The organism is Arthrobacter sp. P1_B11 (genome assembly GCF_056406715.1).
The window spans coordinates 58,176-83,838 of record NZ_JBFTZQ010000006.1; the positions used below are offsets into that span (position 1 = coordinate 58,176).

Genomic DNA, 25,663 nt, shown 5'->3' on the forward strand with positions numbered 1-25,663 from the left:
GGAAGGCAACACTGTGACCGTGGAGAAGAACACCAGAAAACTGGACAAGGGGATCGTCCGCGATTTCAGTTCCAGGATGAGTTACGGGGCATACCTGCAGTTGCCCACGCTGCTCAGTGCCCAGCGGCCTGTCAGCACGCCGGAACACCATGACGAAATGCTGTTCATCATCCAGCACCAGACCACCGAACTCTGGCTCAAGCTCGTGCTCCACGAGCTTCGCAGCGCGGCGGAACACCTCCGGGCGGATGATCTCGGGACGGCCCTGAAAGGGATTGCCCGGGTTAAGCACATCCAAAAAACCCTCACGGAGCAGTGGTCGGTGCTGGCCACGCTCACGCCCACCGAGTATTCGCAGTTCCGCGGTTTCCTCGGCAACTCCTCAGGATTCCAGTCCAGCCAGTACCGGGCAGTGGAGTTCGTCCTCGGCAACAAGAACCGGAAGATGCTGCCGGTGTTCGAATCCGACCCGGAGGCTCACGCGCTGCTCCAGGAAGTCCTCGATGCCCCGAGCATCTACGACGAATTCCTGGCCTACCTGCACCGCAAGGGCTATGACGTGCCCGCCTCCGTCCTTGACCGCGACGTCAGCAAGGCGCACGAGTTCACCCCCGAGCTCGTGCCCCTTTTCAAGCACATCTACGAAAATGCGTCCGACAACTGGGGCGCCTACGAAGCGTGCGAGGAGCTCGTGGACCTGGAGGACAACTTCCAGCTGTGGCGGTTCCGCCATCTGCGGACCGTGCAGCGCACCATCGGCATGAAGGGCGGAACCGGCGGCTCCAGCGGCGCGGCTTTTCTCCAAAAAGCCCTTGAACTCACGTTCTTCCCGGAATTGTTCGCCGTACGGACGGAGATCGGCCAGTGACCACCGTTCACGGCACTGAAGACGCGCTCCGCCAACGTGCGGCCCTGCTGGACGCCGAGGATCCCCTGGCACCGTACCGTGCGCGTTTCATCGGCACGGACACGGAGCTCTCCTACCTTGACGGCAACTCCCTGGGCCGCCCGCTCAAGAGGACGGCCGAGGACATCAACGCCTTCATCCATGCGGGCTGGGGCGCCCGTCTGATCCGGGGCTGGGATGAGGAATGGCTGGAGATGCCCCAGGCCATCGGGGACCAGCTGGGACATGCCGTCCTGGGTGCCGCCCCGGGCCAGACCATCATTGCCGATTCCACCACGGTGGTGCTCTACAAGCTGATCCGCGCCGCGCTTGCGGTGGTCAAGGACTCCGCAAGGACAGAGATCGTCCTGGACACGGACAACTTCCCGACCGACCGCTACCTCGTCGAGGGCATCGCGCGGGAGGAAGGGCTGACCCTGCGCTGGATCGACGCAGACCCTGCCGCCGGGGTGACCGTTGAACAGGTGAGCGAGGCCGTAGGGCCGGCAACCGCCGTCGTACTTCTCAGTCATGTGGCCTACCGCTCGGGGTTCCTTGCCGACTTGCCGGCCATCACGGCGGCGGTGCACGACGCCGGCGCGCTGGTGGTGTGGGACCTGTGTCATTCGGCGGGGTCAGTGGAAATAGGGCTGGATGCCAGCGGCGTTGATTTCGCCGCCGGCTGTACTTACAAGTACCTCAACGGCGGCCCCGGCTCGCCCGCCTTTGCGTATGTCAATGCCAGGCATCTTCCCGGACTGGCCCAGCCAATTTGGGGATGGATGGGCCGGAAGGACGCCTTCGAGATGGGGGCCGGCTACGAGGCCGCCCCCGGTATCCGCGGCTTCCTCAGCGGGACCCCGGCCATCTTCGGAATGATCGCGATGCGAGGCACATTGGACATGATCGAGGAAGCGGGAATGCCGGCCATCCGGGAAAAGTCGCTGCGCCTGACCGCCTACGCTTTGGAGCTGCACGATGCCTGGCTTGCGCCGGCCGGCGTGAAACTCGCAACACCACGCGCCCCCGAACAGCGGGGGAGCCACATCAGCCTCGACCATCCGGCCTTCCGGGAAGTGACTGCGTTGTTGTGGGACAGGGACGTCATCCCCGATTTCCGCGCACCGGAGGGCATCAGGATCGGACTCTCCCCGCTGAGCACGGGGTTCACCGAGCTCCACCGCGGCATGGCGGCCGTCCGCGACCTGCTGCCGCGTGCCTGACCTTCACGCCCTGCCGGCCTTCACGTGCCCGGCGGGGCGGCCGGAGTCGTTTCGACAAGGCTGGGGGCGTTTCGACAAGATTGCAACAAGGCCGGTAAACTAAGCGGTGGATCCGGCTGCAGTCCGTGGTTGCTGGATCCTGTTTCGCGCGCACCGGCCCCCGTTTATCGGGATGGTCCGCGCCGGCACACCCGGCAGTGAGTTACTGACTCGGGCCTCACGGCACATCTCTAGGAGTTATTGTGGCACTTGAAGCCGCTGTAAAGCAGTCCATCATCAAGGATTTCGCAACGTCCGAAGGCGACACCGGTTCACCGGAGGTCCAGGTTGCAGTCCTGACTCAGCGGATCAAGGATCTCACTGAGCACATGAAGGAGCACAAGCACGATTACCACACCCAGCGCGGTCTGCTGGCCATGGTCGGTCGTCGCAAGCGCATGCTCACTTACCTGAAGAACACTGACATCGCCCGCTACCGTTCGCTCATCGAGCGCCTCGGCCTGCGCCGCTAGTCAGGCATTACGGGCGGCCCTTTCCGGAGCGGAACGGGCCGCCCGCTTCACAGATAATTAAACAGGAGGATCAACCGCATCACGCATTCGCGGTCCTCGGTAGTGATCCCCGGGAACGGCTTCGACGTCTTGAAGCCCCGGCCCGTGGGTCTCGATCGATGACCGGGTGCAGTGCAGGCCAGTAGACAGATGCTGGCCTGGGTTGATGCGGCTGGACTTCCGTTAAACAAGAAACGGAGGTGACTCTCTTGGAGGGTCCCGAAATCCAGTTCTCAGAAGCCGTCATTGACAATGGCCGCTTCGGCAAGCGTGTAATCCGCTTCGAAACCGGCCGTCTTGCCAAGCAGGCAGCCGGCGCAGCCATGGTGTACATCGACGAAGACACTGCCCTGCTGTCCGCCACCACCGCCGGCAAGCACCCGCGCGAAGGCTTCGATTTCTTCCCGCTGACGGTCGACGTCGAAGAGCGCATGTACGCTGCCGGCCGCATCCCGGGCTCGTTCTTCCGCCGCGAAGGCCGTCCGTCCACCGAGGCCATCCTCGCGTGCCGCCTCATGGACCGCCCGCTGCGTCCGGCCTTCGTCAAGGGCCTGCGCAACGAGGTCCAGATCGTCGTCACCGTCCTGGCGATCAACCCCGACGAGCTGTACGACGTGGTGGCCATCAACGCCTCCTCGATGTCCACCCAGCTCTCCGGCCTGCCCTTCTCCGGCCCGATCGGCGGCGTCCGCGTTGCCCTCGTCGCCGACGAGAACGGCTCGCAGTGGGTAGCTTTCCCGAAGCACTCCCAGCTCGAGAACTCCGTGTTCAACATGGTCGTCGCAGGCCGCATTGCCGGTGATGACGTCGCCATCATGATGGTCGAGGCCGAAGCCACCGACAACTCCTGGAACCTCATCAAGGAACAGGGCGCCACCGCCCCCACCGAAGAAGTTGTTTCGGAAGGCCTCGAGGCTGCCAAGCCCTTCATCAAGGCCCTCTGCGAAGCACAGGCCGACCTGGCAGCACGCGCCGCCAAGCCGACCGTCGAGTTCCCGGTCTTCCTTGACTACCAGGATGACGTCTACGCCGCTGTCGAGGCTGCCGCCGCTGAGAAGCTGGCCGCCGTCTTCCAGATCGGTGACAAGCAGGAGCGCGACACCGCCTCCGACGCACTCAAGGACGAAGTCACTTCTTCCCTGGCCGGCCAGTTCGAGGGCCGCGAGAAGGAACTGTCCGCAGCATTCCGCTCGGTGACCAAGCAGGTTGTGCGCCAGCGCATCCTCAAGGACCAGATCCGCATCGACGGCCGCGGCCTGACGGACATCCGCCAGCTCACCGCCGAGGTGGAGGTTCTGCCCCGCGTCCACGGTTCGGCCATCTTCGAACGCGGCGAGACCCAGATCATGGGTGTCACCACGCTGAACATGCTCAAGATGGAACAGCAGATCGATTCGCTGTCGCCGGTAACGCGCAAGCGCTACATGCACAACTACAACTTCCCGCCGTACTCCACCGGTGAAACCGGCCGCGTGGGTTCGCCCAAGCGCCGTGAAATCGGCCACGGCGCCCTGGCAGAGCGCGCGCTCGTGCCGGTCCTGCCGTCCCGTGAGGAATTCCCCTACGCCATCCGCCAGGTGTCTGAGGCTCTCAGCTCCAACGGTTCGACGTCGATGGGTTCCGTCTGCGCCTCCACCCTGTCCATGCTGAACGCCGGAGTGCCGCTGAAGGCCGCCGTCGCCGGCATCGCCATGGGCCTGGTCTCCGACCAGGTTGACGGCCAGACCCGCTACGCGGCCCTGACCGACATCCTCGGCGCCGAAGACGCCTTCGGCGACATGGACTTCAAGGTCGCCGGTACCTCCGAGTTCGTCACGGCCATCCAGCTGGACACCAAGCTCGACGGCATCCCGGCCTCCGTGCTGGCAGCAGCACTGAAGCAGGCCCGCGAAGCCCGTCTGCACATCCTTGAGGTCATCAACGCAGCGATCGACACCCCGGACGAGCTCTCCGAGTTCGCACCGCGCGTCATCGCCGTCAAGATCCCCGTGGACAAGATCGGCGAGGTCATCGGGCCCAAGGGCAAGATGATCAACCAGATCCAGGAAGACACCGGCGCCGACATCTCGATCGAGGACGACGGAACTGTCTACATCGGCGCCACCAACGGCCCGTCGGCTGACGCTGCACGGTCCGCGATCAACGCCATCGCCAATCCGCAGGTTCCGGAAATCGGCGAGCGCTACCTGGGCACGGTCGTCAAGACCACCACCTTCGGTGCGTTCATCTCCCTGACCCCGGGCAAGGACGGCCTGCTGCACATCTCCGAGCTGCGCAAGCTCGCGAGTGGCAAGCGCGTGGACAACGTCGACGACGTCGTCTCCGTGGGCCAGAAGATCCAGGTCGAGATCACCAAGATCGATGACCGTGGAAAGCTGTCCCTGTCTCCCGTTGTGGCTGAAGAGGAAGGCGCCGGCGAAGCCGAGCGCGTTCACGCCTCGGCAAACGCGGAGGGCTCTGACGACTAACAGCAGTCAGGGGCGGTAACTCCCCAGCAGACGACGGCGGGGCCGGTGGTTGATCCACCGGCCCCGCCGCCGTTAACCCCACACACTCCGGCGTCGCGGCCCGCTGGTACGATTGCAGGCAGATTTGGCTCCGCTTCCTGAAAGGCCTTGATGACTGTCGTACCCCTGCCGCTGGCTCAGAACCACCCCGGCGACACCCTGATCCACGGCGCCGACGGCGGCTCGGTTGTGCGCCGGTCCGTCCTCCCCGGCGGGGTGCGTGTCCTGACCGAGGCGATGCCGGGCCAGCGCTCCGCCACTATCGGATTCTGGGTGGGTGTGGGGTCGCGTGACGAGGCACCCGGCCAGCACGGTTCGACCCACTTCCTCGAGCACCTGCTGTTCAAAGGCACCAAGCGGCGCACCGCGCTCGAAATCGCGTCGGCGTTCGACGAGGTCGGCGGGGAATCCAACGCCGCCACGGCGAAGGAGAGCACCTGCTATTTCGCCCGCGTGCTGGACACGGACCTGCCGATGGCCATCGACGTGATTGCGGACATGATTACCGGCGCCGTCCTGGACCCGGGCGAAATGGAGCAGGAACGGGACGTCATCCTGGAAGAAATCGCCATGGACAGCGACGACCCCACAGACGTGGCCCATGAGCATTTCGTCGCCGCCGTTCTTGGAACGCATCCTCTCGGACGTCCCATCGGCGGCACCCCTGACGCCATCAGGGCTGTAGCCCGCGACTCGGTCTGGGACCACTACCGGCGCTACTACCGTCCGGATGAGCTGGTCATTACCGCTGCAGGCGGCCTGGAGCACGACGTCGTGTGCCGCCTTGTGGTGGACGCCCTCCACGCCGCAGGCTGGTCGCTTGAGCCCGACGCTGCCCCGGTGGAGCGCCGCTCCACGGAGCGCGCGGACATCACCGGCACGTCAGGCCTGCACGTGGTCAAGCGTCCTGTGGAGCAGGCCAACATCATCATGGGGTGCCCCACCATCGTGGCCACCGATGAGCGACGGTACGTCATGAGCGTGCTGAACGCAGTACTGGGCGGCGGGATGTCCTCGCGCCTGTTCCAGGAGATCCGTGAGAAGAGAGGGCTTGTTTACTCCACGTATTCCTTCGCCTCTTCCTACGCCGACGCCGGCTACTTCGGCATGTACGCCGGCTGCACGCCCACCAAGGTCCGCCAGGTAGTGGAACTCCTGGGGGCGGAGCTGGACAAGCTTGCAGACGGCGGCATTTCTGACGACGAACTCCGCAAGGCAGTTGGCCAGCTGTGTGGCGGGATCGTCCTCGCCCTGGAGGACACCGGATCCCGCATGTCCCGGCTGGGCCGCGCCGAACTCGTCTCCGGCGAGTATCAGGACATCGACGAGACGTTGCGGCTCATCAAGGCCGTGACGGCGGGGCAGGTGCAGGAGCTGGCCCGCGAGCTGGCAGCCGCGCCGCGGACGGTGACGGTTGTGGGTCCCTTCGAAGAGACGGAAACCTTCGGGCTCTGATGCGGCGCGAGGGGTGGCCCCCAGCCGGCGCGGCACCGGACCTGCCCCTGACCATGCCGCTGGACATGCCCGCGGCGCGGGATCATCATGGAGCCAGACCACTCCGGTATTCCACTCGGAGTCATCCGACTCGGAGGAAGAATGGACCGGCCGCATCCGGGGACAGCGCACGAGGCGCTCGGGATTTTCGTCGGACGCTGGCTGGGCACCACTGAGCTGGCCTCATCGCCGTGGGGGCCGGCCCGAATCGCCACCGCGGAGGTGACGTTCACGCGGGCAGCCGGCGGGTTTGCGGTGGTGCAGACGTACCGCCACACCGAGGCCGACGGCACGCACTTCGAAGGCCACGGCGYCTTCACCGTCGACCCGGACCACGACGAAACCCTCTGGTACTACGTCGACAGCATGGGCAGGCCCCCGGCAGCGCCGGCCCGGGGCGCCTGGCATGATTCCACGCTGACCGTGGAGCGGCACAGTGACCGCGGAACTGCCCGGCACACGTTCCGGGTTGATAATGGCATCCTCATCCACACCGCCGAACTCAGGCTGGGGGACGCGCAGGACTTCAGCCCCTTCATGACGTCAATCTGCCGCCGGGCGTGACCCGCAGTCCGGGTCTGAGCCGCTTCGTTCTTAACCGCCGGCGAAGGGCGGCAGGACGTCCACCACGTCGCTGTCGGAGAGAACCACAGTGCGGTCGCGGACGGCAACCTCGTTGAGCAGGAAGCTGCTGCGGGCAAGGATCCTCGCCAGCGGTGGCGTCCCGGCAGGCGGCTCGGGGCGTTCAACCTCGAGCACGGCGGCCAGCAGCGACTCCACCGTGGCCCCGGCGGGAAGGTCGAAGCGCTCTTCCTCCATGCCTGCCGCGGCCCGTGCGGCAGCGAAGTAGCGTACGTTCAAGGGTTCAGCCTCCGATGGCGCTCATGCTGCGGTCCGGCTGGACGAAGTCCGGGGCGTCGAGTCCCACGTGGTCCATGCCGTGGGCCCTGGGCTTGACCCACATGGCGTCCTGCCAGCGTTCCGCCAGTTCCTGATCACTGGCTCCGTCGCGAAGCAGGCCCAGAAGGTCGAACTCCTCGCGGGAGAACAGGCAGCTCATGATCTTGCCTTCGGCCGTGATGCGGGTCCGGCGGCAGTCCGAGCAGAACGGCTCGGTGACCGAGGCGATGATTCCCACGGTGCCCAGCACCGGTCCGTGCGGATCAGCTGACCCCGCCACCCGGCGTCGTACTTCAAAACGCTCGGCAGGCGCGCCGTCCCGGACACGCGGATCCGGGCTCAGGAGGTAGTCCGCGGAGAGGAGGTCCCGGATTTCCGCCGCGGTGATCATGTTCCGCCGTGTCCAGCCGTGATCGGCGTCGAGCGGCATCTGCTCGATGAACCGGAGCTCGTAGCCCCGGTCCAGCGCCCAGGCGAGCAGGGACGGGGACTCGGCGTCGTTGATTCCGCGCATCAGGACGGCGTTGAGCTTGACCGGCCCCAGGCCTGCCGCCCAGGCTGCGTCCACGCCGGCGAGGACACGGTCCAGGAACGGGCGCCTGGTCAGTTCGGCAAACGTTTCCTCGTGCAGGGAATCGAGCGAGACGTTGATGCGGGTCAGCCCGGCCGCTTTGAGCGCGGCGGCCTTCTTGTCCAGGCCTACCCCGTTGGTGGTCATGGAGATCGGGAGCTCGGGGTGCGCCTTCCGGAGGGCCGCAATAATGCTGACCAGATCCGCCCGGACCAGAGGCTCGCCGCCCGTCAGGCGCAGCTCGCGCACGCCCAGCAGGTCCACGCCCACCCTGACGATCCGCACGATTTCCTCTGCGGACATGACAGCCTGCTTGGCCAGCCACTCCAGCCCCTCGGCCGGCATGCAGTACGTGCACCGTAAGTTGCACTTGTCCGTGAGGGACAGCCTCATATCGGTGGCACGGCGTCCGTAGCGGTCTGCAAGCCCGGCAGGAGCATCGGCCGGGCGGGCAGCGGGAAGGCCCTGGGCACCCGGAACCGGGCTGCCTCCTTCGCGGGGCTGCGGCATGCCAAGCTGAACACTCATAAATTCAGGCTACGCCACGTTGGGCACAGCTCCACGCCTGTGACATTCCCGGGACGGGCGGGCCCGCCGTTCAGATCCATGCGCCGCGAGAAGGGGCAGGCGCGGGTTTGGGAATGACCCTGGAAAAGGCGCCGACGGTGGCCGGCGAACTTATGCTGGAAGGGTGAACGAGTCCCAGCCGGCAGTGCCCCGGGCAGCAGCCGGGCAACAGAACTACACCCCTGAACGCACCCGTGGACCTGTGCCGGTTACGGCGGCTGGGGCATCCCCTGCGGAACAGCCTGCCGAACAGCCGCCCGTCGCGTCCGGGCAAATTCCGGAACCCGGGCCCGGCGCTGGTGCGCAGCCCCGCGGCTGGGCTGCGGCCGCCGGTGTGGTGGCGGCAGGCACGGGACTGGTGGCCAGCGAGCTCATCGCCGGCTTCGTCAGCCCTTCACTGTCGACCATGACGGCGCTGGGCGGCGCAGTCATTGACGCAGCTCCGCCGGGAGTCAAAGATTGGGCGGTTTCGCTTTTCGGCACCGCGGACAAGATAGCGCTGCTGACCGGCATGGCCCTGGTGATCGCAATCCTCGCGGCCGTGGCCGGAATGCTGGAGCTGCGCCGCCGCTTCGCCGGTGCCGCCGTTTTCGCGGCCTTCGGCATCGTGGGCGTGGCGGCAGTCCTGACCCGCGCCCAGGTGACTGTCACCGCCGTCGCGCTCCCCGTGCTGGCGGCCGGCATCGGAGGACTGCTGCTCCAAAGCCTGATCTGGCGGCTGGCCGCCTGGCAGAAGGCCGCCGCACCACGTTCCCGCGGGCAGCGCCCCGGGCAGAACAGCGCGGAGCGGCGCAGCTTCCTGCAACTGCTCGGCGGCACCGCAGCGGCCGTCCTGGTGGGAGGCGCCTTCGCCACCGCCTGGCGGGGAGGCGCTGCCGGCGTCAGCGAGCTCCGCAGCGCTCTCCGGCTGCCGCCCCCACGTTCGCGGGCCGCGGGCATTCCGCAGGGCGCCCAGATTGGCCTGGCCGGAATGGTTCCCCTCGTCACCCCGAATCCCGATTTCTACCGCATCGACACCGCACTCTCCGCCCCTGTGATCGATCCGCGCGAATGGACGCTCAAAGTGACCGGCATGGTGGAACGGGAGGTAGAGCTCAACTTCGATGTGCTGCTGGCGAAACCCCTCACGGAACGGCATGTGACCATCGCGTGCGTGTCCAACGAGGTGGGCGGCGACCTGATCGGCAATGCGCTCTGGCTCGGCTGGCCCGTCCGTGAGTTGCTGGCGATGGCGGGGCCGAAGCCCGGCGCAGACATGGTGCTGTCCAAAAGCACTGACGGCTGGACAGCAAGCACGCCGCTGGAAGTCCTGACTGACAAAAACCGGGATGCGCTGCTCGCGGTAGGCATGAACGGCGATCCGCTGCCGCTGGAGCACGGGTTTCCGGTGCGGATGATCGTTCCCGGCCTGTACGGATACGTGTCCGCCACGAAATGGCTGACTGAGCTCAAAGTCACGAGGTTCGCCGACGACGTCGCGTACTGGACACCGCGCGGCTGGTCAGAGCGCGGCCCCATCAAGATCTCCTCGCGGATCGATGTGCCCCGCGACGGCCGGCCCGCCCGCGCCGGCACGGTGATGTTCGGCGGGGTGGCCTGGGCGCAGCACACCGGAATCGGCAAGGTGGAACTGCGCGTGGACCGGGGCAACTGGCAGCCGGCCGACCTCGCCCCGGGCATCTCGGTGGACACGTGGTACCAGTGGCAGCTCGGCATCGACCTTCACCCGGGACAGCACGAGGTCCAGGTGCGCGCCACGGACCTCCGCGGCGCCGCGCAGTCCGAGGAACAAAGGTCGGTCGCCCCGGACGGCGCCACGGGCTTCCACACCATTAGAGTTGACGTGAACCCGTAGCCGCCGTTCCCGAAGGCAGGACCATGCACAGCCAACCGCAGCCGCACGCCTCTGCCACCTTCGCCTCCGCTCCGGCAGCAGCCGCCGAAACGGGGCACGCCGCCCACGCCCACCGCACTGTGGCCGAACACCGGCGTGCCGTCCGGGAGCTCCTTGAGCCGCTGCCGGCCGCAGGGCGCACCGAGCGCCTTTCCCTCGCCGATGCCCTGGGCCGCGGGCTGGCGGAGACCGTGACCGCACCGGTCAGCCTGCCATCCTTCGCCAACTCCCAGATGGATGGCTTTGCCATCCGCGCTGCTGACGTGCCCGACGGCGGCGCGGAACTGCGGGTTGTGGCTCCGGTTCCGGCCGGCTCGCGTCCCGTCCCGCTGCAGCCGGGCGAGGCGGCCCCCATCATGACGGGAGCCATGGTCCCGGCGGGTGCCGACGCCGTCGTGCCCGTTGAGCGGGCTGTTCCGGCGAGGTTCCCGGTGCCCGGCGAAGTAGCGACGGTGCGGCTGCCCGCGGCGCCTGCCGGAACGTATATCCGCCGTGCAGGAAGCGACATCCGGGCCGGGGAAATTGCCCTGCCCGCCGGCACGTTTTTGGGGCCGGGCCAGCTGGGGCTCCTCGCAGCACTGGGACTGCCGGACGTCCTGGTCCACCCTGCACTGACTGTTCTGCTGGTCACCACGGGCGATGAAGTGGTGGAACCGGGCGAACCACTGGAGGACGGCAAGATCTACGACGCCAACGGCACCCTGCTGGAATCGTCCTTGCGGCAGGCGGGGCTGGCAGTGGTCAGGGCCGGCATCTCCACCGACAACCCCGCCGCGCTGCGCATTCTCCTGCGCAGCCACACGGCCACCGTGGACCTCATCGTCACCACCGGGGGAGTCAGCAAAGGCGCGTACGAAGTGGTGCGCCAGGCCATGGACGGCCAGGCCGTGGTCTTTCAGCATGTGGCGATGCAGCCGGGTGGCCCGCAGGGGCTCGGAACGTTCGACGGCGTCCCTTTCCTTGGGTTTCCGGGTAACCCTGTCAGTTGCCTCGTTTCGTTCGAGATGTTCCTGCGTCCCGTCCTCAGCGCACTTTTCGGCTCGCCCGCGCCTCGGGCCAGGATCCAGGGCCGGCTCGCCCAGCCGCTGACGTCGCCGGCAGGCAAGCATCAGGTGCGGCGGGGAACGCTGCTGCCGGACCGCACCGTGCGGCTCGAGGGCGGCGAAAGCTCCCACCTCATCAGGGCACTCGCGCAATCGAACGCCCTGGTCCACGTGCCTGAAGGAATCTCCGCGCTCGACGAGGGCGCCGAAGTGGAAGTATGGATGTTGTGACTGCACAAAATGACAGCGCCGGGCTTACGCACCTGCGCAACGACGGCACCGCCCAAATGGTGGACGTCTCAGGAAAACCCGAGACCACGCGTGAGGCCACGGCCACCGCAACAGTCCGCAGCACCGCGGAGGTCCTGGCGCTGCTGGGCACCGGCGGGCTGCCCAAAGGCGATGCCCTGGCTGTGGCCAGGGTGGCCGGCATCATGGCGGCTAAGAAGACACCGGAACTGATTCCGCTGTGCCATCCGCTGCCGATTTCGAAGGTGACCGTCGACTTCGAACTCGGTCCGGATACCGTGGACATCCTGGCCACTGTCAGGACCAGGGGAGTCACCGGCGTTGAGATGGAGGCCCTGACTGCCGCCTCTGTTGCTGCACTGAGCGTTTACGACATGATCAAGGCCGTGGACAAGCACGCGGTACTGACCGACATCAAAGTGCTCGCCAAAAGTGGCGGCAAGAGCGGGGACTGGACACTGTGAGCGGCACGCAACCCCACGTCCACGGCGAAGTCCAGGGCCGGAAGGCAGGCGTTGTCATTGCCTCAACGCGCGCCGCGGCCGGCTTGTACCGCGACGAGACCGGGCCCGTCATTGTCGACTGGCTCACCGAACACGGTTTTGAGACGTTTCCCGCCATGGTGGTCCCCGACGGCGAACCGGTGGGAGCGGCCATCCGCGCGCTCCTGACCCAGCAGCCCGCCGTCGTGATCACCAGCGGCGGCACGGGACTCAGCCCCGACGACCGCACGCCGGAAATGACGCTCCCGCTGCTGGACCGCGAAATCCCCGGCATCATGGAGGGCATCCGCCAGGCCGGGATAGCCAAGACCCCGCACGCCATGCTCAGCAGGGGCCACGCCGGCGCCGCCGGCAGGACCTTCATTATTAATCTTCCCGGATCACCCAAGGGCGTCATGGACGGCCTGTCCGTGCTGGACCCGGTGATCGGGCATCTCTGTGACCAGCTGGAGGGCGGACATGGGCACTGAAGCATCCTTTGAAGTAGTTCACGCGGTGCTGAGCACCGAGCCCATCTCCGTGGACCAGGCCATCGCCGCCGTGGAGTCGGACACGGCAGGAGCCGTGGTCAGCTTCAGCGGCGTGGTGCGGAACCACGACGGCGGGAAGGCAGTCGAGCGGCTCAGCTACAGCGCGCACCCCACGGCACACCAGGTGATGGCCGACGTCGTGGCGCAGCTGGTGGCCGAACACGCCGTCGGTGCTGATGCCCAGGCACCGCCGGTGAAGATCTGGGCTGCCCACCGGGTAGGACCCCTGGAAATCGGGGATCCCGCCCTGGTCTGCGCGGTATCCGCGGCACACCGGGGGCAGGCGTTTGCCGTGTGTTCCGAGCTCGTTGACCGCATCAAGGCACAGGTTCCCATCTGGAAGGAACAGTTCTTCGCCGATGGCACCGTGGAATGGGTCGGGGCAGGAGCCTGAGCGGCGGGTGACTTCCCGGCAAAAAAGCGGCCTTGACCCTTCCGTAACGTCAACCTTTAGAGTCGCATTAGCGGGCCGGACCGGCCGGCCGCTGATGGGCAAGGGGAGGACGCATGGACTGGTCCATCCAGGAGATAGCGAAGATCGCCGGCACGACGAGCCGCACGCTGCGCCATTACGACGACATCGGACTGCTCAGGCCGAGCCGGACCGGCCATAACGGCTACCGGTACTACAACTCCGCTGCCCTGGTGCAGCTGCAGCGCATCCTGCTTTTGCGCGAACTGGGCCTCAGCCTGCCAGTGATTTCTGACGTGCTCCGGCAGGAGACGGATGCCGTCAGGGCCCTCGGCGGGCACCTTGCGTGGCTGCAGCAGGAACAGGCAAGGCTGGCCAGGCAGGCGGCCTCCGTCCGGCAAACCATTGAGTCATTGAAAGGAGATGGGGAACTCGTGGCAGAAAATATGTTCGACGGTTTCGACCACACACAGTACAAAAACGAGGTCGAGGAACGGTGGGGGAAGGACGCCTACGCCCAGGGGGACTCCTGGTGGCGCGGAATGAGTGCCGAGGAGAAGCAGGCCTGGCGGCAAGGCTCCCAGGATCTGGCGACGGACTGGATCCGCGCCGCAGGGTCGGGCGCCGCAGCCGACAGTGCTGAGGCGCAGGACCTGGCGCGACGCCACGTCGACTGGCTCACCGCCATCCCGGGGACACCGGCGTCCCGGGGCGGCGACAGGAAGGGATATGTGGTGGGCCTTGGCGAGATGTATGTCGCCGATCCGCGTTTCGCAGCAAATTATGGCGGCGAGGCCGGAGCGGGCTTCGTCCGCGATGCTCTTCGCATCTATGCGGAGCGGCATCTCCAGGGCTGAGGAGAGCTGAGGGGTATAGCCGGGTCCGGAGCTTCTGGGGGGAGTGCGTCCGGACCCGGCAGTCCTGCAGCCGAGGGTTCGCGGCGATCTTCGACTTCAGGACACTCCAACTTTCGCCCGGGCGTCTTGAGGAAAGCCGCACCCTGCATCCCCGCCACATGGTCCCCCGCAGCCCCCCTCATGGGGGTGGTTCCCGCTCGTGGGGGGCAGGGGGCTTAGGACAGGGGGTCCCCGGTCCGGGTTTTCGTAGCAGAAGCGAGACACGATGACGCTCGCCGGGGAAAGCCGGCCAGCCGTTGCGACGGCTGGCCGGCTTGCCGGGCACGCCCGGACGACTAGCCCGGGCGGGTCTCAGGTCAGTGGGCGAAGGGGCTCTCTGGCCGATTGGAGCGGAAGGAGTGGGCCGATGGAGCCGGGAGACCCCGACACGGAGGCCCGACCGCACGGGCTTCACCCCGGGAACCCACTGGAGTCCGGGTCAAGGGAGCGGAGGGCTGGGGATCCTTCCCTGCGCGGTCAGGTCCTGGACGTCATCGCTGACGTCATTTCCGGAACAGCGACATCCCCCGAGGTGCGGCGCAGGCTGCTGTGGCAGCTGATGGAAAATCCGGGAAACCCGGAGCGGGCCTTGCTCTCACACCTCCAGGAATTGGAGGGGCCTTAATGCCGCCATGCATGCCCCCGCCGCACATGCGTGCGGCGGGTGAGGGGCGGCTTCTGGCAGCCAGGTAACTGGCCGTTACAGGACTTCCAGTGCCCCGTTTGCCTTGATGCCGGGGTCCCGGAGATGTTCCAGCAGAGCCCGTTCCGGGTGGCCGGGATTGTCAGCCAGATGTTGCAGGAGGCGGCCGCGGACCTCGGGCCGTACAGGTTCAGAATCGGAAAGGACATCCAGGATGATGTCCAGGATCTGCTGGCGGAGCTCCGGATTCCCCAGCTGGACGCACGCAGGCGCCTGTGGGGCGGCGGTCTCCCACTGCTGTGGAGCGACGTGCTCGTGAAGATCGCGGGTGTCGATGCGCATTCCGGACTCCTTCGGCTCGTTGAAGTCACGATCCTTGTCCCCCTGGAGTTCCATGATGAGGGGCAAACGTGAGGGGTGCATGAGACTCGTCTGAGAGTCTTCTCATAAGCGTGCCGGCCACGCAGCGGCCTCTGGGCGCCCTCAGGCACGGGAGGTAACGCATGGGGACCGGTTCCCTTCGCCGGCCGGGCGAAAGGTAGGGTTGAATCCATGACCGAACAACTCGCTGTCGCCGTCCTTGGCGCGAATGGGCGCATGGGCGCCGAAGCAGTCAAGGCCGTTGAATCGGCTCCCGACATGAAGCTCGTCGCTGCCTTGGGGCGTGGCGATTCCCTGGACACACTGCTCAGCGCCGGGGCCCGATTCGTCGTGGACCTCACCGTTCCGGAGAGCACGGAGGAGAACGTCCGTTTTGCCGTGGAGAACGGCATGCATGCCGTGGTGGGCACAACGGGCTGGGACGCAGCACGGCTTGAGAAGCTTGAAACGCTGCTCGCCGGCAACCAGAACGTCGGCGTCCTGATTGCGCCGAACTTTGCCCTTGGCTCGGTGCTGGCGTCGGCGTTCGCCGCCAAGGCCTCCAAATACTTCGAATCCGTGGAAATCATCGAGCTCCACCACCCGGACAAGGTTGACGCGCCCTCCGGCACCGCCGTCCGCACCGCCCAGCTGATCGCAGCAGAGCGGGCAGCGGCCGGGATGGATCCCAGCCCGGACGCCACCACCAGCGGGCTTGCTGGCGCCCGCGGGTGCGACGTTGACGGCGTCCGCGTGCACAGCGTACGGCTTCGCGGCCTCGTAGCGCACCAGGAGGTCCTGCTCGGGGGGCCGGGGGAACAGCTGACGATCCGCCATGATTCGTTTGACCGGGCCTCGTTCATGCCGGGGGTCCTCCTGGGCGTGCGGAACGTCGCGCACCACCCCGGACTGACCGTTGGCCTGGACGGCTACCTGGATCTGGGGCTGTAGAAACTGTGAAACCACTCCTTGGCCAGCTGGCGAAGAACCGCACCAAGATCTGGGTTGGGGCAGTGACGCTCCTCCTGGTCTTCTATCTCATTGTCTCGTTGCAGCGCTCCGTGCTTCTGCTGACGGATCCGGAGCCCGTTGCCAAGGCGATCGGCGCGGCGTACCTCGTCCTGCCCGTCATCGGCGCGTGGGCCCTTATCCGTGAACTGCTGTTCGGTGCCCGCACCGAACAGATGGCGCGCGTGCTCGAGGCCGAAGGCGGCCTGCCCGTTGACAACCTGCCCCGCACGCCGGCAGGAAGGATCGTCCGCGCCGCCGCGGACCAGGAATTCGAGAAGTACCGGGCCGAAACGGAGGCAGCCCCGGACGACTGGCGTTCCTGGTTCCGCCTCAGCTGCGCGTACGACGCCGCCGGCGACCGCAAGCGAGCCCGTTCTTCCATGCGCGACGCCGTGCGGCTTTTTCGCACCTCCAAGGGTGCCCTGGCGGGATAAGCCGCCCGGATCCTGCTGACGGAACCCGGGCTACCGGACCCTGGCCGGCTCGTGCCGTCCCACCTGGTTCGCGGCGTGGCCAAGCCATTCGAGCGGGCCGCGCTTCTTCAGGATCACGAAGGCCATCCCTATCAGCACAGCCAGCGCGGCGTGGGCAAAGTACATCCCGTCCTCGGTCCATCCCGGCGGCAGCGGCTTGAGGTGGAACGAGGCCACCACGCATACGTGCGCGGTGTACAGGGTCAGGGTCATGGCACCGGCGCCGCGCAGCGGCAGCAGCAGGTCCAGGTCCAGCCATTCGCCCAGCCGGCCCACGAGGAGGCAGAGTCCGACGACGGCCGCGGCCACGCCGCTTGTATGGAGCAGGTCGAGGGTGGTCCCCGAATGCGGTGCGCTGGACGCCAGCCACCACCACGAGCCCTCCTGCCGCACCCCGGCCAGGTTGACCTGCAGGAGGCTGCCCAGGGGGTAGTTGGGATCAGTGAGGATCGACTGTAATGCGGCGTGGCCGCCCCATTCCTCCATGGCCGCCGTGCCCAGAACCTTGGCGAAGGCGGCCACAGCGGTACCTCCTGCCAGCAGCAGCACCGGGAGTAGCGACGTCGTCAGTGCCAGCCTGCCGATGATGAGGCCCACCAGCAGATAGGAAATCCACTGGACCACGGGGTAATAGCCCGTCAGGAACAGGTCACCGAGCAGCCGGCCGGGAGCCGACAGGTCCTCCCAGCCCGGGTTGTGATCGAGCTGCAGGGGCGGATCCGCGGCCATCAGCCATGGCCGCAGCAGGAATGCCAGCACGGGGGAGCCGAGGATCCAGCCTGCCGCCCAGGCACACAGGGCCTTCAGCCGCAGCCCGATGAAGGGCAGGATGCACAGGAAGAGCACGGCATAGTGCACGAGGATCACTGCGATGTTGACGTCCAGGCCGCCCAGGGCCAGGCCGACGACGGCAATCACCAGCGCTCGCAGGGCAATGCCCCGCCGGGCAGCTGTGAGGGCTCCGCCTTCCAGGGGGCGCTGCTTGCCGGTGGACAGGGCCAGCCCGACTCCGGCCAGGACGGCAAAGAGGGCCGCAGCACGGCCGGAAAATGTCAGCCCGATCCACGTGGGAGTCAGGGCGGCATCCGCCTCGAACGTGGGCAGCAGGTGCGTGGCCATCATCCCCAGGAGGGCGAGGCCGCGAGCGGCGTCGATGCCCGCGAGGCGGGTGCCGGTTGCAGGTCCTTTTGCTGTTCTGGACGATGCAGCCGTGCTCCGCGAGGTCATGATGTGATCGTCTCACATCCCGCCATGACGTTTTCTGACCGGGCATTCATCTCCCGCTGCCGCGGGTCTTGTGTTCGAATATATGTTCGAATAGTATTTCCGCATGATCAACTCATCCGGGCACCAGGTCAACCCATCGCGTCATCAGCCGGGACAGCAGGCGGGGGACAGCAGCTCCGTTCACCGCGCCGCACCGAGGCGCGGCAATGACGGACCGCTGAAAGCGATGAGCCCGGGAGTGGTGGACTACCTCTTCCGGCGGCTCGTCGCAGGCGAGCCCGCCGAAGACGTGCAATGGGGGCGTGAGGGGATCCCCCTCTCAGCCCAGGCCCCCGGCGCGGAGCTGGCCCGCCGCCTGTCGGAGACCGACGTTGAGGCGCTGACGCCCACGGAGCTGTTCCACTACGTTCGCGCCGCCCAGCGGCTGGCGTCCTGGGCAGAGTCGCTGCGGGAGACGGCTGTGGGCCGCTACTGTGCGGGGAACGGTCCCGCCTAGGATGGAGCCGTGACCGGAGCGCTGACTGTAGCCGCCATCCAATACGAGGCCGTCGCGGGCGGGATCGGGGCCAACATACCCGAACACGTCCGCCTCATCGAGGACGCCGATTCCCACGGCGCCCGGCTCGTCATCTTCCCCGAACTGTCCCTGACCGGGTACAACCTGCCGTTGTTCCGGAACGCGGACGAGTGGCTGGTGCCGGGCGACGCGCGCCTCAGCGCGGTCCGGGAGATCTGCCGCCGAACCGGAGTGACCGCCGTCGTGGGTGCGGCGCTGCGGACAGCGGACGGGACACCGAGGCTCGTATCCCTGGCCGTCCATCCGAACGGATCTGAAGAGGCAGCCTTCAAGACCCACCTCCACGGCGGTGAGGAGGCGCTGTTCACCGCCGGTCCGGGTCCCGCCATCCTGACTGTGGACGGCTGGAAAATAGCCCTGGCCGTCTGCTTCGACGCAGCCCACCCCGGCCACTCGGGTGCCGCGGCCGAGGGCGGCGCGGACGTTTACGCCGTATCTGCGCTGTACACCCAAGGGCGAAGGGCACCGGCTGGGGCTGCATCTGGGAGCGCGGGCCATGGACAACCGCATGTACACGGTCCTTGCAAACCTTGGCGGCCACACGCCGCTGGGACCGTCCTGCGGCCTGAGCGGTTTCTGGGGCCCGGACGGCCTGGTCATGAAGCACGCGGCGGGGAGCGGAACGGAAGTTGTCACGGCGGTTCTGCGCCGGGGTGCCCTCGATCGGTACCGGCATCCCGCCATGTGACGAGCCGGCGCCGCAATTTGACGGCAGCCAGGTGTTTGACCATCATCACGTGCCGGCCATTGTCCTAACGTGCAGGTGACAGGGTAACGTTTTTCCCATGGCTGACACTTCCGCGAACATTCCTGCTCTTGGTACCCTCCTGACCGCGATGGTCACGCCCTTCACCAAGGATGGCCAAGTGGATTACGGGCAGGCGGCGGAGTTGGCCATCAAGCTCGTGGACGACGGCTGCGATGGCCTGGTGGTTACCGGAACCACAGGTGAGACCTCTACCCTCACGGACGAGGAAAACCTCGGAATGTTCCGCGCTGTCAAGGACGCTGTCGGGGGGCGGGCCGCCATTATCGCCGGCACCGGGACCAACGACACGGCGCACTCCGTGCATCTTTCCCAGCAGGCGGCCGCCCTCGGCGTCGATGGCCTCCTGCTCGTCACGCCCTACTACAACAAGCCCAGCCAGGCCGGCGTCCGCGCACACTTCGAGACCATCGCGTCGTCAACAGATGTCCCCGTCATGCTGTACGACATTCCGGGCCGCTCCTCCATTCCGATCGAGCCCGACACCATGATCCGTCTTGCCCAGCACCCGAATATCGTCGCCGTCAAGGATGCCAAGGCAGACTTCACTGCGGCCACACGCGTCATGGCAGAGACCGACCTTCTCTTCTACTCCGGGGACGACGGACTGACCCTTCCTTGGATGGCCCTGGGCGCCGTAGGACTGGTGGGTGTCACAACCCACGTTGCTACCCGCCGCTTCCGGGACCTTATCGACGCCGTCAATGCGAACGACCTCGGAACGGCCCGCAAGATCAACTTCGAGCTGCAGCCCGTGGTGCGCGCAACGATGACCCGTGTCCAGGGAGCCGTTGCGGCCAAGCAAATTCTTAAATGGCAGGGAGTCCTGCCCAACTCGATTGTCCGTTTGCCCCTCGTGGAGCCGGACGAAGCCGAGATCGAAATCATCCGCGAGGACTTGGCGGAGGGAGGGCTGGTCTTTTCCTGACGGACTGAGACCGGCACTCTTCCGCCTGGAAAGAAGTGCATTATGACCCAAGTAGCGCTACCCGGCCTTGTCACGCCTCCCCGACTTCCCCAAGGAACCCTGCGGATCGTTCCGCTCGGCGGGTTGGGCGAGATCGGCCGCAACATGGCCGTCTTCGAAATCGACGGCAAATTGCTGATCGTGGACTGCGGCGTCCTGTTCCCTGAGGAAACGCAGCCCGGCGTGGACCTGATCCTGCCCGATTTCTCGTACATCGAAAACCGGCTTGACGACATCGTTGCCGTGGTGCTGACCCATGGTCACGAGGACCATATTGGTGCCGTTCCGTACCTGCTCAGGCTCCGCAGCGACATCCCGCTGGTCGGATCRCAGCTGACGCTTGCCCTCATCGAGGCCAAGCTGCAGGAACACCGGATCAAGCCGTACACGCTCACGGTGGTAGAAGGACAAGTGGAGAAGTTCGGCCCGTTCGAATGTGAGTTCGTGGCCGTCAACCACTCGATTCCGGATGCCCTGGCGGTCTTCCTCCGCACCGCAGGCGGCACCGTCCTGCACACCGGCGACTTCAAAATGGACCAGCTGCCGCTGGATGGCCGGATCACCGACCTCCGCCACTTCGCCCGCCTCGGCGAAGAGGGCGTGGACCTGTTCATGTCCGACTCCACGAACGCGGATGTCCCCGGATTTACCACCGCTGAAAAGGAAATCGGACCCACACTGGACCGGCTCTTCGGGCAGGCCAGCAAGCGCATCATCGTGGCCTCCTTCTCGTCGCACGTCCACCGCGTCCAGCAGGTTTTGGACGCCGCGGCGAAGCACAACCGTAAAGTTGCTTTTGTGGGCCGCTCCATGGTCCGCAACATGGCCATCGCCGCGAAGCTTGACTACCTGGACGTGCCGGACGGCATCCTCGTTGACGTCAAGAACATCGGCAACCTCCCCGACAACCGCGTGGTGCTGATGTCCACCGGTTCCCAGGGTGAGCCGATGGCCGCGCTGTCCCGCATGGCCAATGGTGACCACCCGGTGGTGGTGGGCGAAGGCGACACCGTCATTCTGGCGTCAAGCCTCATTCCGGGCAACGAGAACGCGGTTTTCCGCATCATCAACGGTCTGCTCAAATTGGGCGCGGACGTCATCCACAAGGGAAACGCCAAGGTCCACGTCTCGGGCCATGCCGCGGCCGGCGAGCTGCTGTACTGCTACAACATCCTCGAGCCGCTCAACGCGATGCCCGTCCACGGGGAGACGCGCCACCTGATCGCCAACGGAAAAATTGCCGAGGAGTCGGGTGTGCCCGACGCGAGCATCCTGCTCGCGGACAACGGCACGGTGATCGATCTCCGGGACCACCAGGCTGACGTGGTGGGCCAGGTTGAGGTCGGCTTCGTCTACGTGGACGGTTCAAGCGTGGGCGAAATCACCGACGCCGATCTCAAGGACCGCCGCGTTCTGGGGGATGAAGGTTTCATCTCCATCATCACGGTCATCAACCGCGCCACCGGCAAAGTGGTTTCGGGCCCGGAGATCCACGCCCGCGGCGTCGCCGAAGACGACTCGGTTTTCGACGACATTATCCCCAGGATCAATGCCGCGCTTGAGGAAGCCGTGCTCAACCGGACGGACCACACCACGCACCAGTTGCAGCAGGTTGTCCGGCGTGTGGTCGGCACCTGGGTAAACCGCAAGCTCCGCCGCAAGCCCATGATCATTCCGGTGGTCCTGGAGGCCTAAACGGGCGCCGCCGGGCCTTGGGAGCGGGTGAACACAGCCCCCAAGGCCCGGAAATCCGCGGAATCCGGCCTGGGTTGGAGTACCGTGGCACATATGGCCACACGTACTTCCCCCGCGCCAAAACGTACTCCGAGCGCTAAGACAGGCACGTCCGCAGGCCGCGCCGGTTCTCCGGCATCAAAATCCAGCCGGGCCGGAGCGTCCGGCGGAACCGCCCGCACGCGCCAGCTGGCCGCCGTCGAACCGCACCAGCCGTGGCTGCTGCGCGTGGCCGGCGGCGCCTGGCAGGGCATCGGGCACCTCGTGGGCGGGGGAGTGCGCCGGATCGGCCATGACGTCAGCGACCTCGCACCGGAAGAGCGGCGTGACGGTGCCGCCCTGTTCAACCTTGCGCTGGCGGTCTTCATCGCCACCTTCGCCTGGTGGGGCCTCCGGGGCTGGTTCCCGGATGCGGTCTACGCCGTCGTCAACGGCACCTTCGGCTGGATGTCCCTGGTGCTGCCGCTCATGCTGTTCGTCTGCGCGTTTCGGCTGTTCCGCCAGCCGGCCGACGGCCGCGGAAACAACCGGGTGGGGATCGGTTTCCTCATCATGACCTGCGCGGGCTGCGGGCTCGCCCACATCATCGGCGGCCAGCCCACCGTCAGCGAGGGCTTCGACGGCCTCCGCCGGGCGGGCGGCATGCTGGGATTCCTCGCGGCGTCCCCGCTGGCGGCCATTCACGCTGCCGTTCCGCTGGCACTCTACGGGCTGCTGGCCTTTGTTTCCGTGCTCATCGTCACGGCCACGCCGTTCGGCGCGATCCCGCGCCGGCTGCGGGGGGCCTATGAGCACCTGATGGGCATCGACCTTCAGGACGACGACGGCGATAGCCACGACCGCAGCTATCTTTACGAAAACAGCGCTCCGGCAGCGCCGAAGAAGAAGCGCAAGCGGCTCTTCGGCAAAGACCAGGACTCCGACGCCCGCCTGGAAGGCTACGTCGGGGACGAGGCCTTTGAGCATGCCGTCATTGACGACGACGCCCCGCCTGCGTCTTCCGGCAAGGGTTCCTCAGCGGTGGCGCCCGGCGTCCGCCGCCCCACCCAGGCGGAGATCGCCGTCGAGAAGATCAAGGCTGCCCAAGGCCTCGGGGCCTCGAACCGGGAAACTACGGCGGGCGCCGCCGAAGACAATGCCACCGAGGCCATCCCGCTGGTAACGCCGGGGATGGTGGCGGCAGGTTCGTTGAACGCCGCTCCGGCTGCCGCGGCAGCCGCGCAGGTTCCGTCGAAGCCGGTGGCACCCGCGCCGCTGCCCACACCCATCCCGCAGCGCACGGAGCAGCTGTCGCTGGCTGGCGACGTCACCTATACGCTGCCGTCGTCGGACGTGCTGACTCCCGGTTCCATTCCCAAGGAGCGCACCGAAGCCAATGACGCCATCGTGGCCTCTCTGACGGACACGCTGAACCAGTTCAACGTGGACGCGCAGGTAACTGGCTTCAGCCGCGGCCCCACCGTCACCCGGTACGAGATAGAACTGTCCGCGGGCACCAAGGTGGAGCGGGTGACCGCCCTGTCCAAGAACATCTCCTACGCGGTGGCCAGCTCTGACGTCCGCATCCTGAGCCCCATCCCCGGCAAGTCAGCCATCGGCATCGAGATCCCCAACACGGACCGCGAGACGGTCTCCCTCGGCGACGTCCTCCGCAGCCAGAACGCCCGCCGCACCGACCACCCCATGGTGATGGGCGTCGGCAAGGACGTCGAGGGCGGCTACGTGGTGGCGAACCTCGCCAAAATGCCCCACCTGCTCGTTGCCGGCGCCACCGGCGCCGGCAAGTCCTCCTTCGTGAACTCGATGATCACGTCAATCCTGATGCGGGCCACGCCCGATGAGGTCCGCATGGTCATGGTGGACCCCAAGCGCGTGGAACTCACGGCCTACGAGGGCGTCCCGCACCTGATCACGCCCATCATCACCAACCCCAAGAAAGCCGCCGAAGCCCTGCAGTGGGTGGTCCGCGAGATGGACGCGCGCTACGACGACCTCGCCAACTACGGCTTCAAGCACATCGACGACTTCAACAAGGCCGTCCGGGCCGGCAAGGTCCACCCGCCGGTGGATTCCAAACGCGTCATCCGCCCCTACCCCTACCTGCTGGTGATCGTCGACGAACTCGCCGACCTCATGATGGTGGCCCCGCGCGACGTCGAAGACTCCATCGTCAGGATCACCCAGCTGGCCCGTGCGGCCGGCATCCACCTGGTCCTGGCCACGCAGCGGCCTTCCGTGGACGTCGTCACAGGCCTGATCAAGGCCAACGTGCCTTCCCGCATGGCCTTCGCGACGTCCTCAGTGACCGACTCCCGCGTGGTCCTTGACCAGCCAGGAGCGGAGAAGCTGATCGGCCAGGGCGACGCCCTCTTCCTGCCCATGGGCGCCTCCAAGGCGATGCGTGTTCAGGGCGCCTGGGTCACGGAGTCCGAGATCCACCAGGTCGTGGAGCACGTCAAGGGCCAGCTCAAGGCCGTGTACCGCGACGACGTCGCCGCCGAAGCGCCGAAGAAGCAGATCGACGACGACATCGGAGACGACCTCGACGTGCTGCTGCAGGCCACCGAGCTGGTGGTCACCACGCAGTTCGGCTCAACATCGATGCTGCAGCGCAAGCTGCGTGTGGGCTTCGCGAAGGCCGGCCGCCTCATGGACCTGCTTGAGTCCAGGGGAGTGGTGGGCCCCTCCGAGGGATCCAAGGCCCGCGACGTGCTGGTCAAGCCCGATGACCTCGCCACGGTGCTGGCCGCCATGAAGGGCCAGGAATCCCCGGCTGCTCCTGATTCACAGACCGCGGCCCTGAGTGACAACGCCAATGCCAACATCGCCCAGGGCGGCTATGCCGAGGACCTCGTGGCGGCTGATCTGGACAACCGCACCCAGAACGTTGAGTACTACGACGGCGCCGACGCCAGCTCCGGCGACGACGAGGACGGTTCCGAAGACGCCTGGTCCCTCACCGGACGGTAGCTGAGAAGACGGTAGCCTAGGAGAGTGACTAGCACCGAAGCGACCGCGGCCGGCTCCAGCAGCTCCGGAATCTGGAATCTTCCGAACATCCTCACCATGCTCCGCATCGTGCTGGTGCCGTTCTTTGTGTGGTTCCTCGTCGCTGATGCTCCCGGCCTGCGGAGCGAATCCGGACCGTGGCGCTGGGCTGCGGTGGCGGCCTTCGCCGTCGCCATCTACACGGACAAGCTCGATGGCGACATCGCCCGGAGCCGGGGACTGGTTACCGATTTCGGAAAAATAGCCGATCCCATTGCCGACAAGCTGCTGATCGGTTCCGCCCTGGTCATGCTATCGGTCCTGAACGAGCTGCCCTGGTGGATCACACTGGTCATCCTCGTCCGCGAGTGGGGGATCACGGCGCTGCGGTTCTTCGTCATCCGCTATGGCGTGATCCCAGCCTCCCGTGGCGGAAAGCTCAAGACCGTCGTGCAGACCGCCGCGATTTTCCTCTACCTGCTCCCGCTGTCAGCCATTGCGCCATGGCTGGTCTGGGTGGCCCTCGCCGTCATGCTCGTGGCGGTGCTCATCACGGTGTGGACCGGCGTCGAATACGTCATTGAAGCAATGAAGGTCCGCGCCCAGGGCCTGCTGCGCAGGGCCGGGGAACTCCCAGCGGACGGGCACCAGAAATCGGAAAACCACAAGCCGGAAGCACAGGAGGGATAGG

The 25,663-nt window shown here is 66.6% G+C and carries 25 protein-coding genes; 21 read left to right on the forward strand and 4 right to left on the reverse strand.

Annotated elements, in window-relative coordinates; genetic code table 11:
- Nucleotides 1-13: 13 nt before the first annotated feature.
- The 6 genes from kynA to AC1D14_RS06670 all read left to right on the forward strand — a co-directional run bounded on the left by kynA (nt 14) and on the right by AC1D14_RS06670 (nt 7,225).
- On the forward strand, nt 14-868 hold the full coding sequence (gene kynA, locus AC1D14_RS06645; protein ID WP_230117551.1) for a tryptophan 2,3-dioxygenase: 855 nt from the start codon (nt 14-16) through the stop codon (nt 866-868).
- Nucleotides 865-2,109, forward strand: a complete 1,245-nt coding sequence (gene kynU / locus AC1D14_RS06650) for a kynureninase (protein ID WP_476968208.1) — start codon at nt 865-867, stop codon at nt 2,107-2,109. The genes kynA and kynU overlap by 4 nt, the downstream gene beginning before the upstream one ends.
- A 242-nt stretch (nt 2,110-2,351) precedes the next feature.
- Nucleotides 2,352-2,621 carry a 30S ribosomal protein S15 gene (gene rpsO / locus AC1D14_RS06655; RefSeq protein ID WP_230117553.1) on the forward strand — a complete coding sequence of 90 codons (270 nt, stop codon included), beginning with the start codon at nt 2,352-2,354 and terminating at the stop codon, nt 2,619-2,621.
- 248 nt (nt 2,622-2,869) lie between these two features.
- The gene (locus AC1D14_RS06660) at nt 2,870-5,128 is read left to right on the forward strand and encodes a polyribonucleotide nucleotidyltransferase (protein WP_230117639.1); all 2,259 of its coding nucleotides are present in this window, start codon (nt 2,870-2,872) and stop codon (nt 5,126-5,128) included.
- 150 nt (nt 5,129-5,278) lie between these two features.
- A complete protein-coding gene (locus AC1D14_RS06665; RefSeq protein WP_230117554.1) occupies nt 5,279-6,622 on the forward strand; it encodes a M16 family metallopeptidase in 1,344 nt (447 codons plus the stop codon).
- A 141-nt stretch (nt 6,623-6,763) separates the two neighbouring features.
- Nucleotides 6,764-7,225: a DUF1579 family protein gene (locus AC1D14_RS06670; protein WP_476968209.1), complete on the forward strand. Its 462-nt coding sequence runs from the start codon at nt 6,764-6,766 to the stop codon at nt 7,223-7,225.
- 30 nt (nt 7,226-7,255) lie between these two features.
- On the opposite strand, the gene AC1D14_RS06675 is transcribed toward AC1D14_RS06670, so the two are convergent.
- Entirely contained in the window at nt 7,256-7,522 is a 267-nt protein-coding gene (locus tag AC1D14_RS06675) for a MoaD/ThiS family protein (protein WP_230117556.1), read from the reverse strand.
- A gap of 4 nt (nt 7,523-7,526) precedes the next feature.
- Nucleotides 7,527-8,660 carry a GTP 3',8-cyclase MoaA gene (gene moaA, locus AC1D14_RS06680; RefSeq protein WP_476968210.1) on the reverse strand — a complete coding sequence of 378 codons (1,134 nt, stop codon included), beginning with the start codon at nt 8,658-8,660 and terminating at the stop codon, nt 7,527-7,529.
- Nucleotides 8,661-9,105: 445 nt separating this feature from the next.
- Here moaA and AC1D14_RS06685 point away from each other — a divergent pair, with 445 nt between their 5' ends.
- The 7 genes from AC1D14_RS06685 (at nt 9,106) to AC1D14_RS06715 (ending at nt 14,851) form a co-directional block, all read left to right on the forward strand.
- Nucleotides 9,106-10,554 (forward strand): molybdopterin-dependent oxidoreductase, encoded by a 1,449-nt coding sequence (locus AC1D14_RS06685; protein ID WP_476968235.1) that lies wholly within the window; start codon nt 9,106-9,108, stop codon nt 10,552-10,554.
- 23 nt (nt 10,555-10,577) lie between these two features.
- The gene (locus AC1D14_RS06690; RefSeq protein WP_230117558.1) at nt 10,578-11,867 is read left to right on the forward strand and encodes a molybdopterin molybdotransferase MoeA; all 1,290 of its coding nucleotides are present in this window, start codon (nt 10,578-10,580) and stop codon (nt 11,865-11,867) included.
- Nucleotides 11,855-12,349, forward strand: a complete 495-nt coding sequence (gene moaC, locus AC1D14_RS06695; RefSeq protein WP_230117559.1) for a cyclic pyranopterin monophosphate synthase MoaC — start codon at nt 11,855-11,857, stop codon at nt 12,347-12,349. The genes AC1D14_RS06690 and moaC overlap by 13 nt, the downstream gene beginning before the upstream one ends.
- Nucleotides 12,346-12,858 (forward strand): MogA/MoaB family molybdenum cofactor biosynthesis protein, encoded by a 513-nt coding sequence (locus AC1D14_RS06700; protein WP_230117560.1) that lies wholly within the window; start codon nt 12,346-12,348, stop codon nt 12,856-12,858. The genes moaC and AC1D14_RS06700 overlap by 4 nt, the downstream gene beginning before the upstream one ends.
- Nucleotides 12,848-13,312 carry a molybdenum cofactor biosynthesis protein MoaE gene (locus AC1D14_RS06705; protein WP_230117561.1) on the forward strand — a complete coding sequence of 155 codons (465 nt, stop codon included), beginning with the start codon at nt 12,848-12,850 and terminating at the stop codon, nt 13,310-13,312. Before AC1D14_RS06700 ends, AC1D14_RS06705 begins: the two co-directional genes overlap by 11 nt.
- 113 nt (nt 13,313-13,425) lie before the next feature.
- Nucleotides 13,426-14,187: a MerR family transcriptional regulator gene (locus AC1D14_RS06710; RefSeq protein WP_476968211.1), complete on the forward strand. Its 762-nt coding sequence runs from the start codon at nt 13,426-13,428 to the stop codon at nt 14,185-14,187.
- 406 nt (nt 14,188-14,593) lie between these two features.
- Nucleotides 14,594-14,851 (forward strand): hypothetical protein, encoded by a 258-nt coding sequence (locus tag AC1D14_RS06715; RefSeq protein ID WP_476968212.1) that lies wholly within the window; start codon nt 14,594-14,596, stop codon nt 14,849-14,851.
- Between the two features lie 75 nt (nt 14,852-14,926).
- Here AC1D14_RS06715 and AC1D14_RS06720 read toward each other — a convergent pair whose 3' ends face one another.
- A complete protein-coding gene (locus AC1D14_RS06720; RefSeq protein WP_230117564.1) occupies nt 14,927-15,292 on the reverse strand; it encodes a hypothetical protein in 366 nt (121 codons plus the stop codon).
- 129 nt (nt 15,293-15,421) lie between these two features.
- On the opposite strand from AC1D14_RS06720, the gene dapB reads away from it, so the two are divergent.
- Complete coding sequence (gene dapB / locus AC1D14_RS06725) at nt 15,422-16,180, forward strand: 4-hydroxy-tetrahydrodipicolinate reductase (RefSeq protein WP_476968213.1); 759 nt, start codon at nt 15,422-15,424, stop codon at nt 16,178-16,180.
- 5 nt (nt 16,181-16,185) lie between these two features.
- The gene (locus AC1D14_RS06730; protein ID WP_230117566.1) at nt 16,186-16,674 is read left to right on the forward strand and encodes a hypothetical protein; all 489 of its coding nucleotides are present in this window, start codon (nt 16,186-16,188) and stop codon (nt 16,672-16,674) included.
- Nucleotides 16,675-16,704: 30 nt separating this feature from the next.
- On the opposite strand, the gene AC1D14_RS06735 is transcribed toward AC1D14_RS06730, so the two are convergent.
- Complete coding sequence (locus AC1D14_RS06735; protein WP_476968214.1) at nt 16,705-17,940, reverse strand: heparan-alpha-glucosaminide N-acetyltransferase domain-containing protein; 1,236 nt, start codon at nt 17,938-17,940, stop codon at nt 16,705-16,707.
- Between the two features lie 103 nt (nt 17,941-18,043).
- Between AC1D14_RS06735 and AC1D14_RS06740 the strand changes: the two genes are divergently transcribed.
- The 6 genes from AC1D14_RS06740 (at nt 18,044) to pgsA (ending at nt 25,662) form a co-directional block, all read left to right on the forward strand.
- Complete coding sequence (locus AC1D14_RS06740) at nt 18,044-18,436, forward strand: hypothetical protein (RefSeq protein WP_476874838.1); 393 nt, start codon at nt 18,044-18,046, stop codon at nt 18,434-18,436.
- 9 nt (nt 18,437-18,445) lie between these two features.
- Nucleotides 18,446-19,273 carry a carbon-nitrogen hydrolase family protein gene (locus AC1D14_RS06745; protein WP_476968215.1) on the forward strand — a complete coding sequence of 276 codons (828 nt, stop codon included), beginning with the start codon at nt 18,446-18,448 and terminating at the stop codon, nt 19,271-19,273.
- 29 nt (nt 19,274-19,302) lie between these two features.
- A complete protein-coding gene (dapA, locus tag AC1D14_RS06750; RefSeq protein WP_476968216.1) occupies nt 19,303-20,211 on the forward strand; it encodes a 4-hydroxy-tetrahydrodipicolinate synthase in 909 nt (302 codons plus the stop codon).
- Nucleotides 20,212-20,253: 42 nt separating this feature from the next.
- A complete protein-coding gene (locus AC1D14_RS06755; protein WP_230117571.1) occupies nt 20,254-21,945 on the forward strand; it encodes a ribonuclease J in 1,692 nt (563 codons plus the stop codon).
- 93 nt (nt 21,946-22,038) lie between these two features.
- On the forward strand, nt 22,039-24,954 hold the full coding sequence (locus tag AC1D14_RS06760; RefSeq protein WP_476968217.1) for an FtsK/SpoIIIE family DNA translocase: 2,916 nt from the start codon (nt 22,039-22,041) through the stop codon (nt 24,952-24,954).
- Nucleotides 24,955-24,978: 24 nt separating this feature from the next.
- Nucleotides 24,979-25,662, forward strand: a complete 684-nt coding sequence (gene pgsA, locus AC1D14_RS06765) for a CDP-diacylglycerol--glycerol-3-phosphate 3-phosphatidyltransferase (protein ID WP_230117573.1) — start codon at nt 24,979-24,981, stop codon at nt 25,660-25,662.
- Nucleotide 25,663 lies beyond the last annotated feature (1 nt).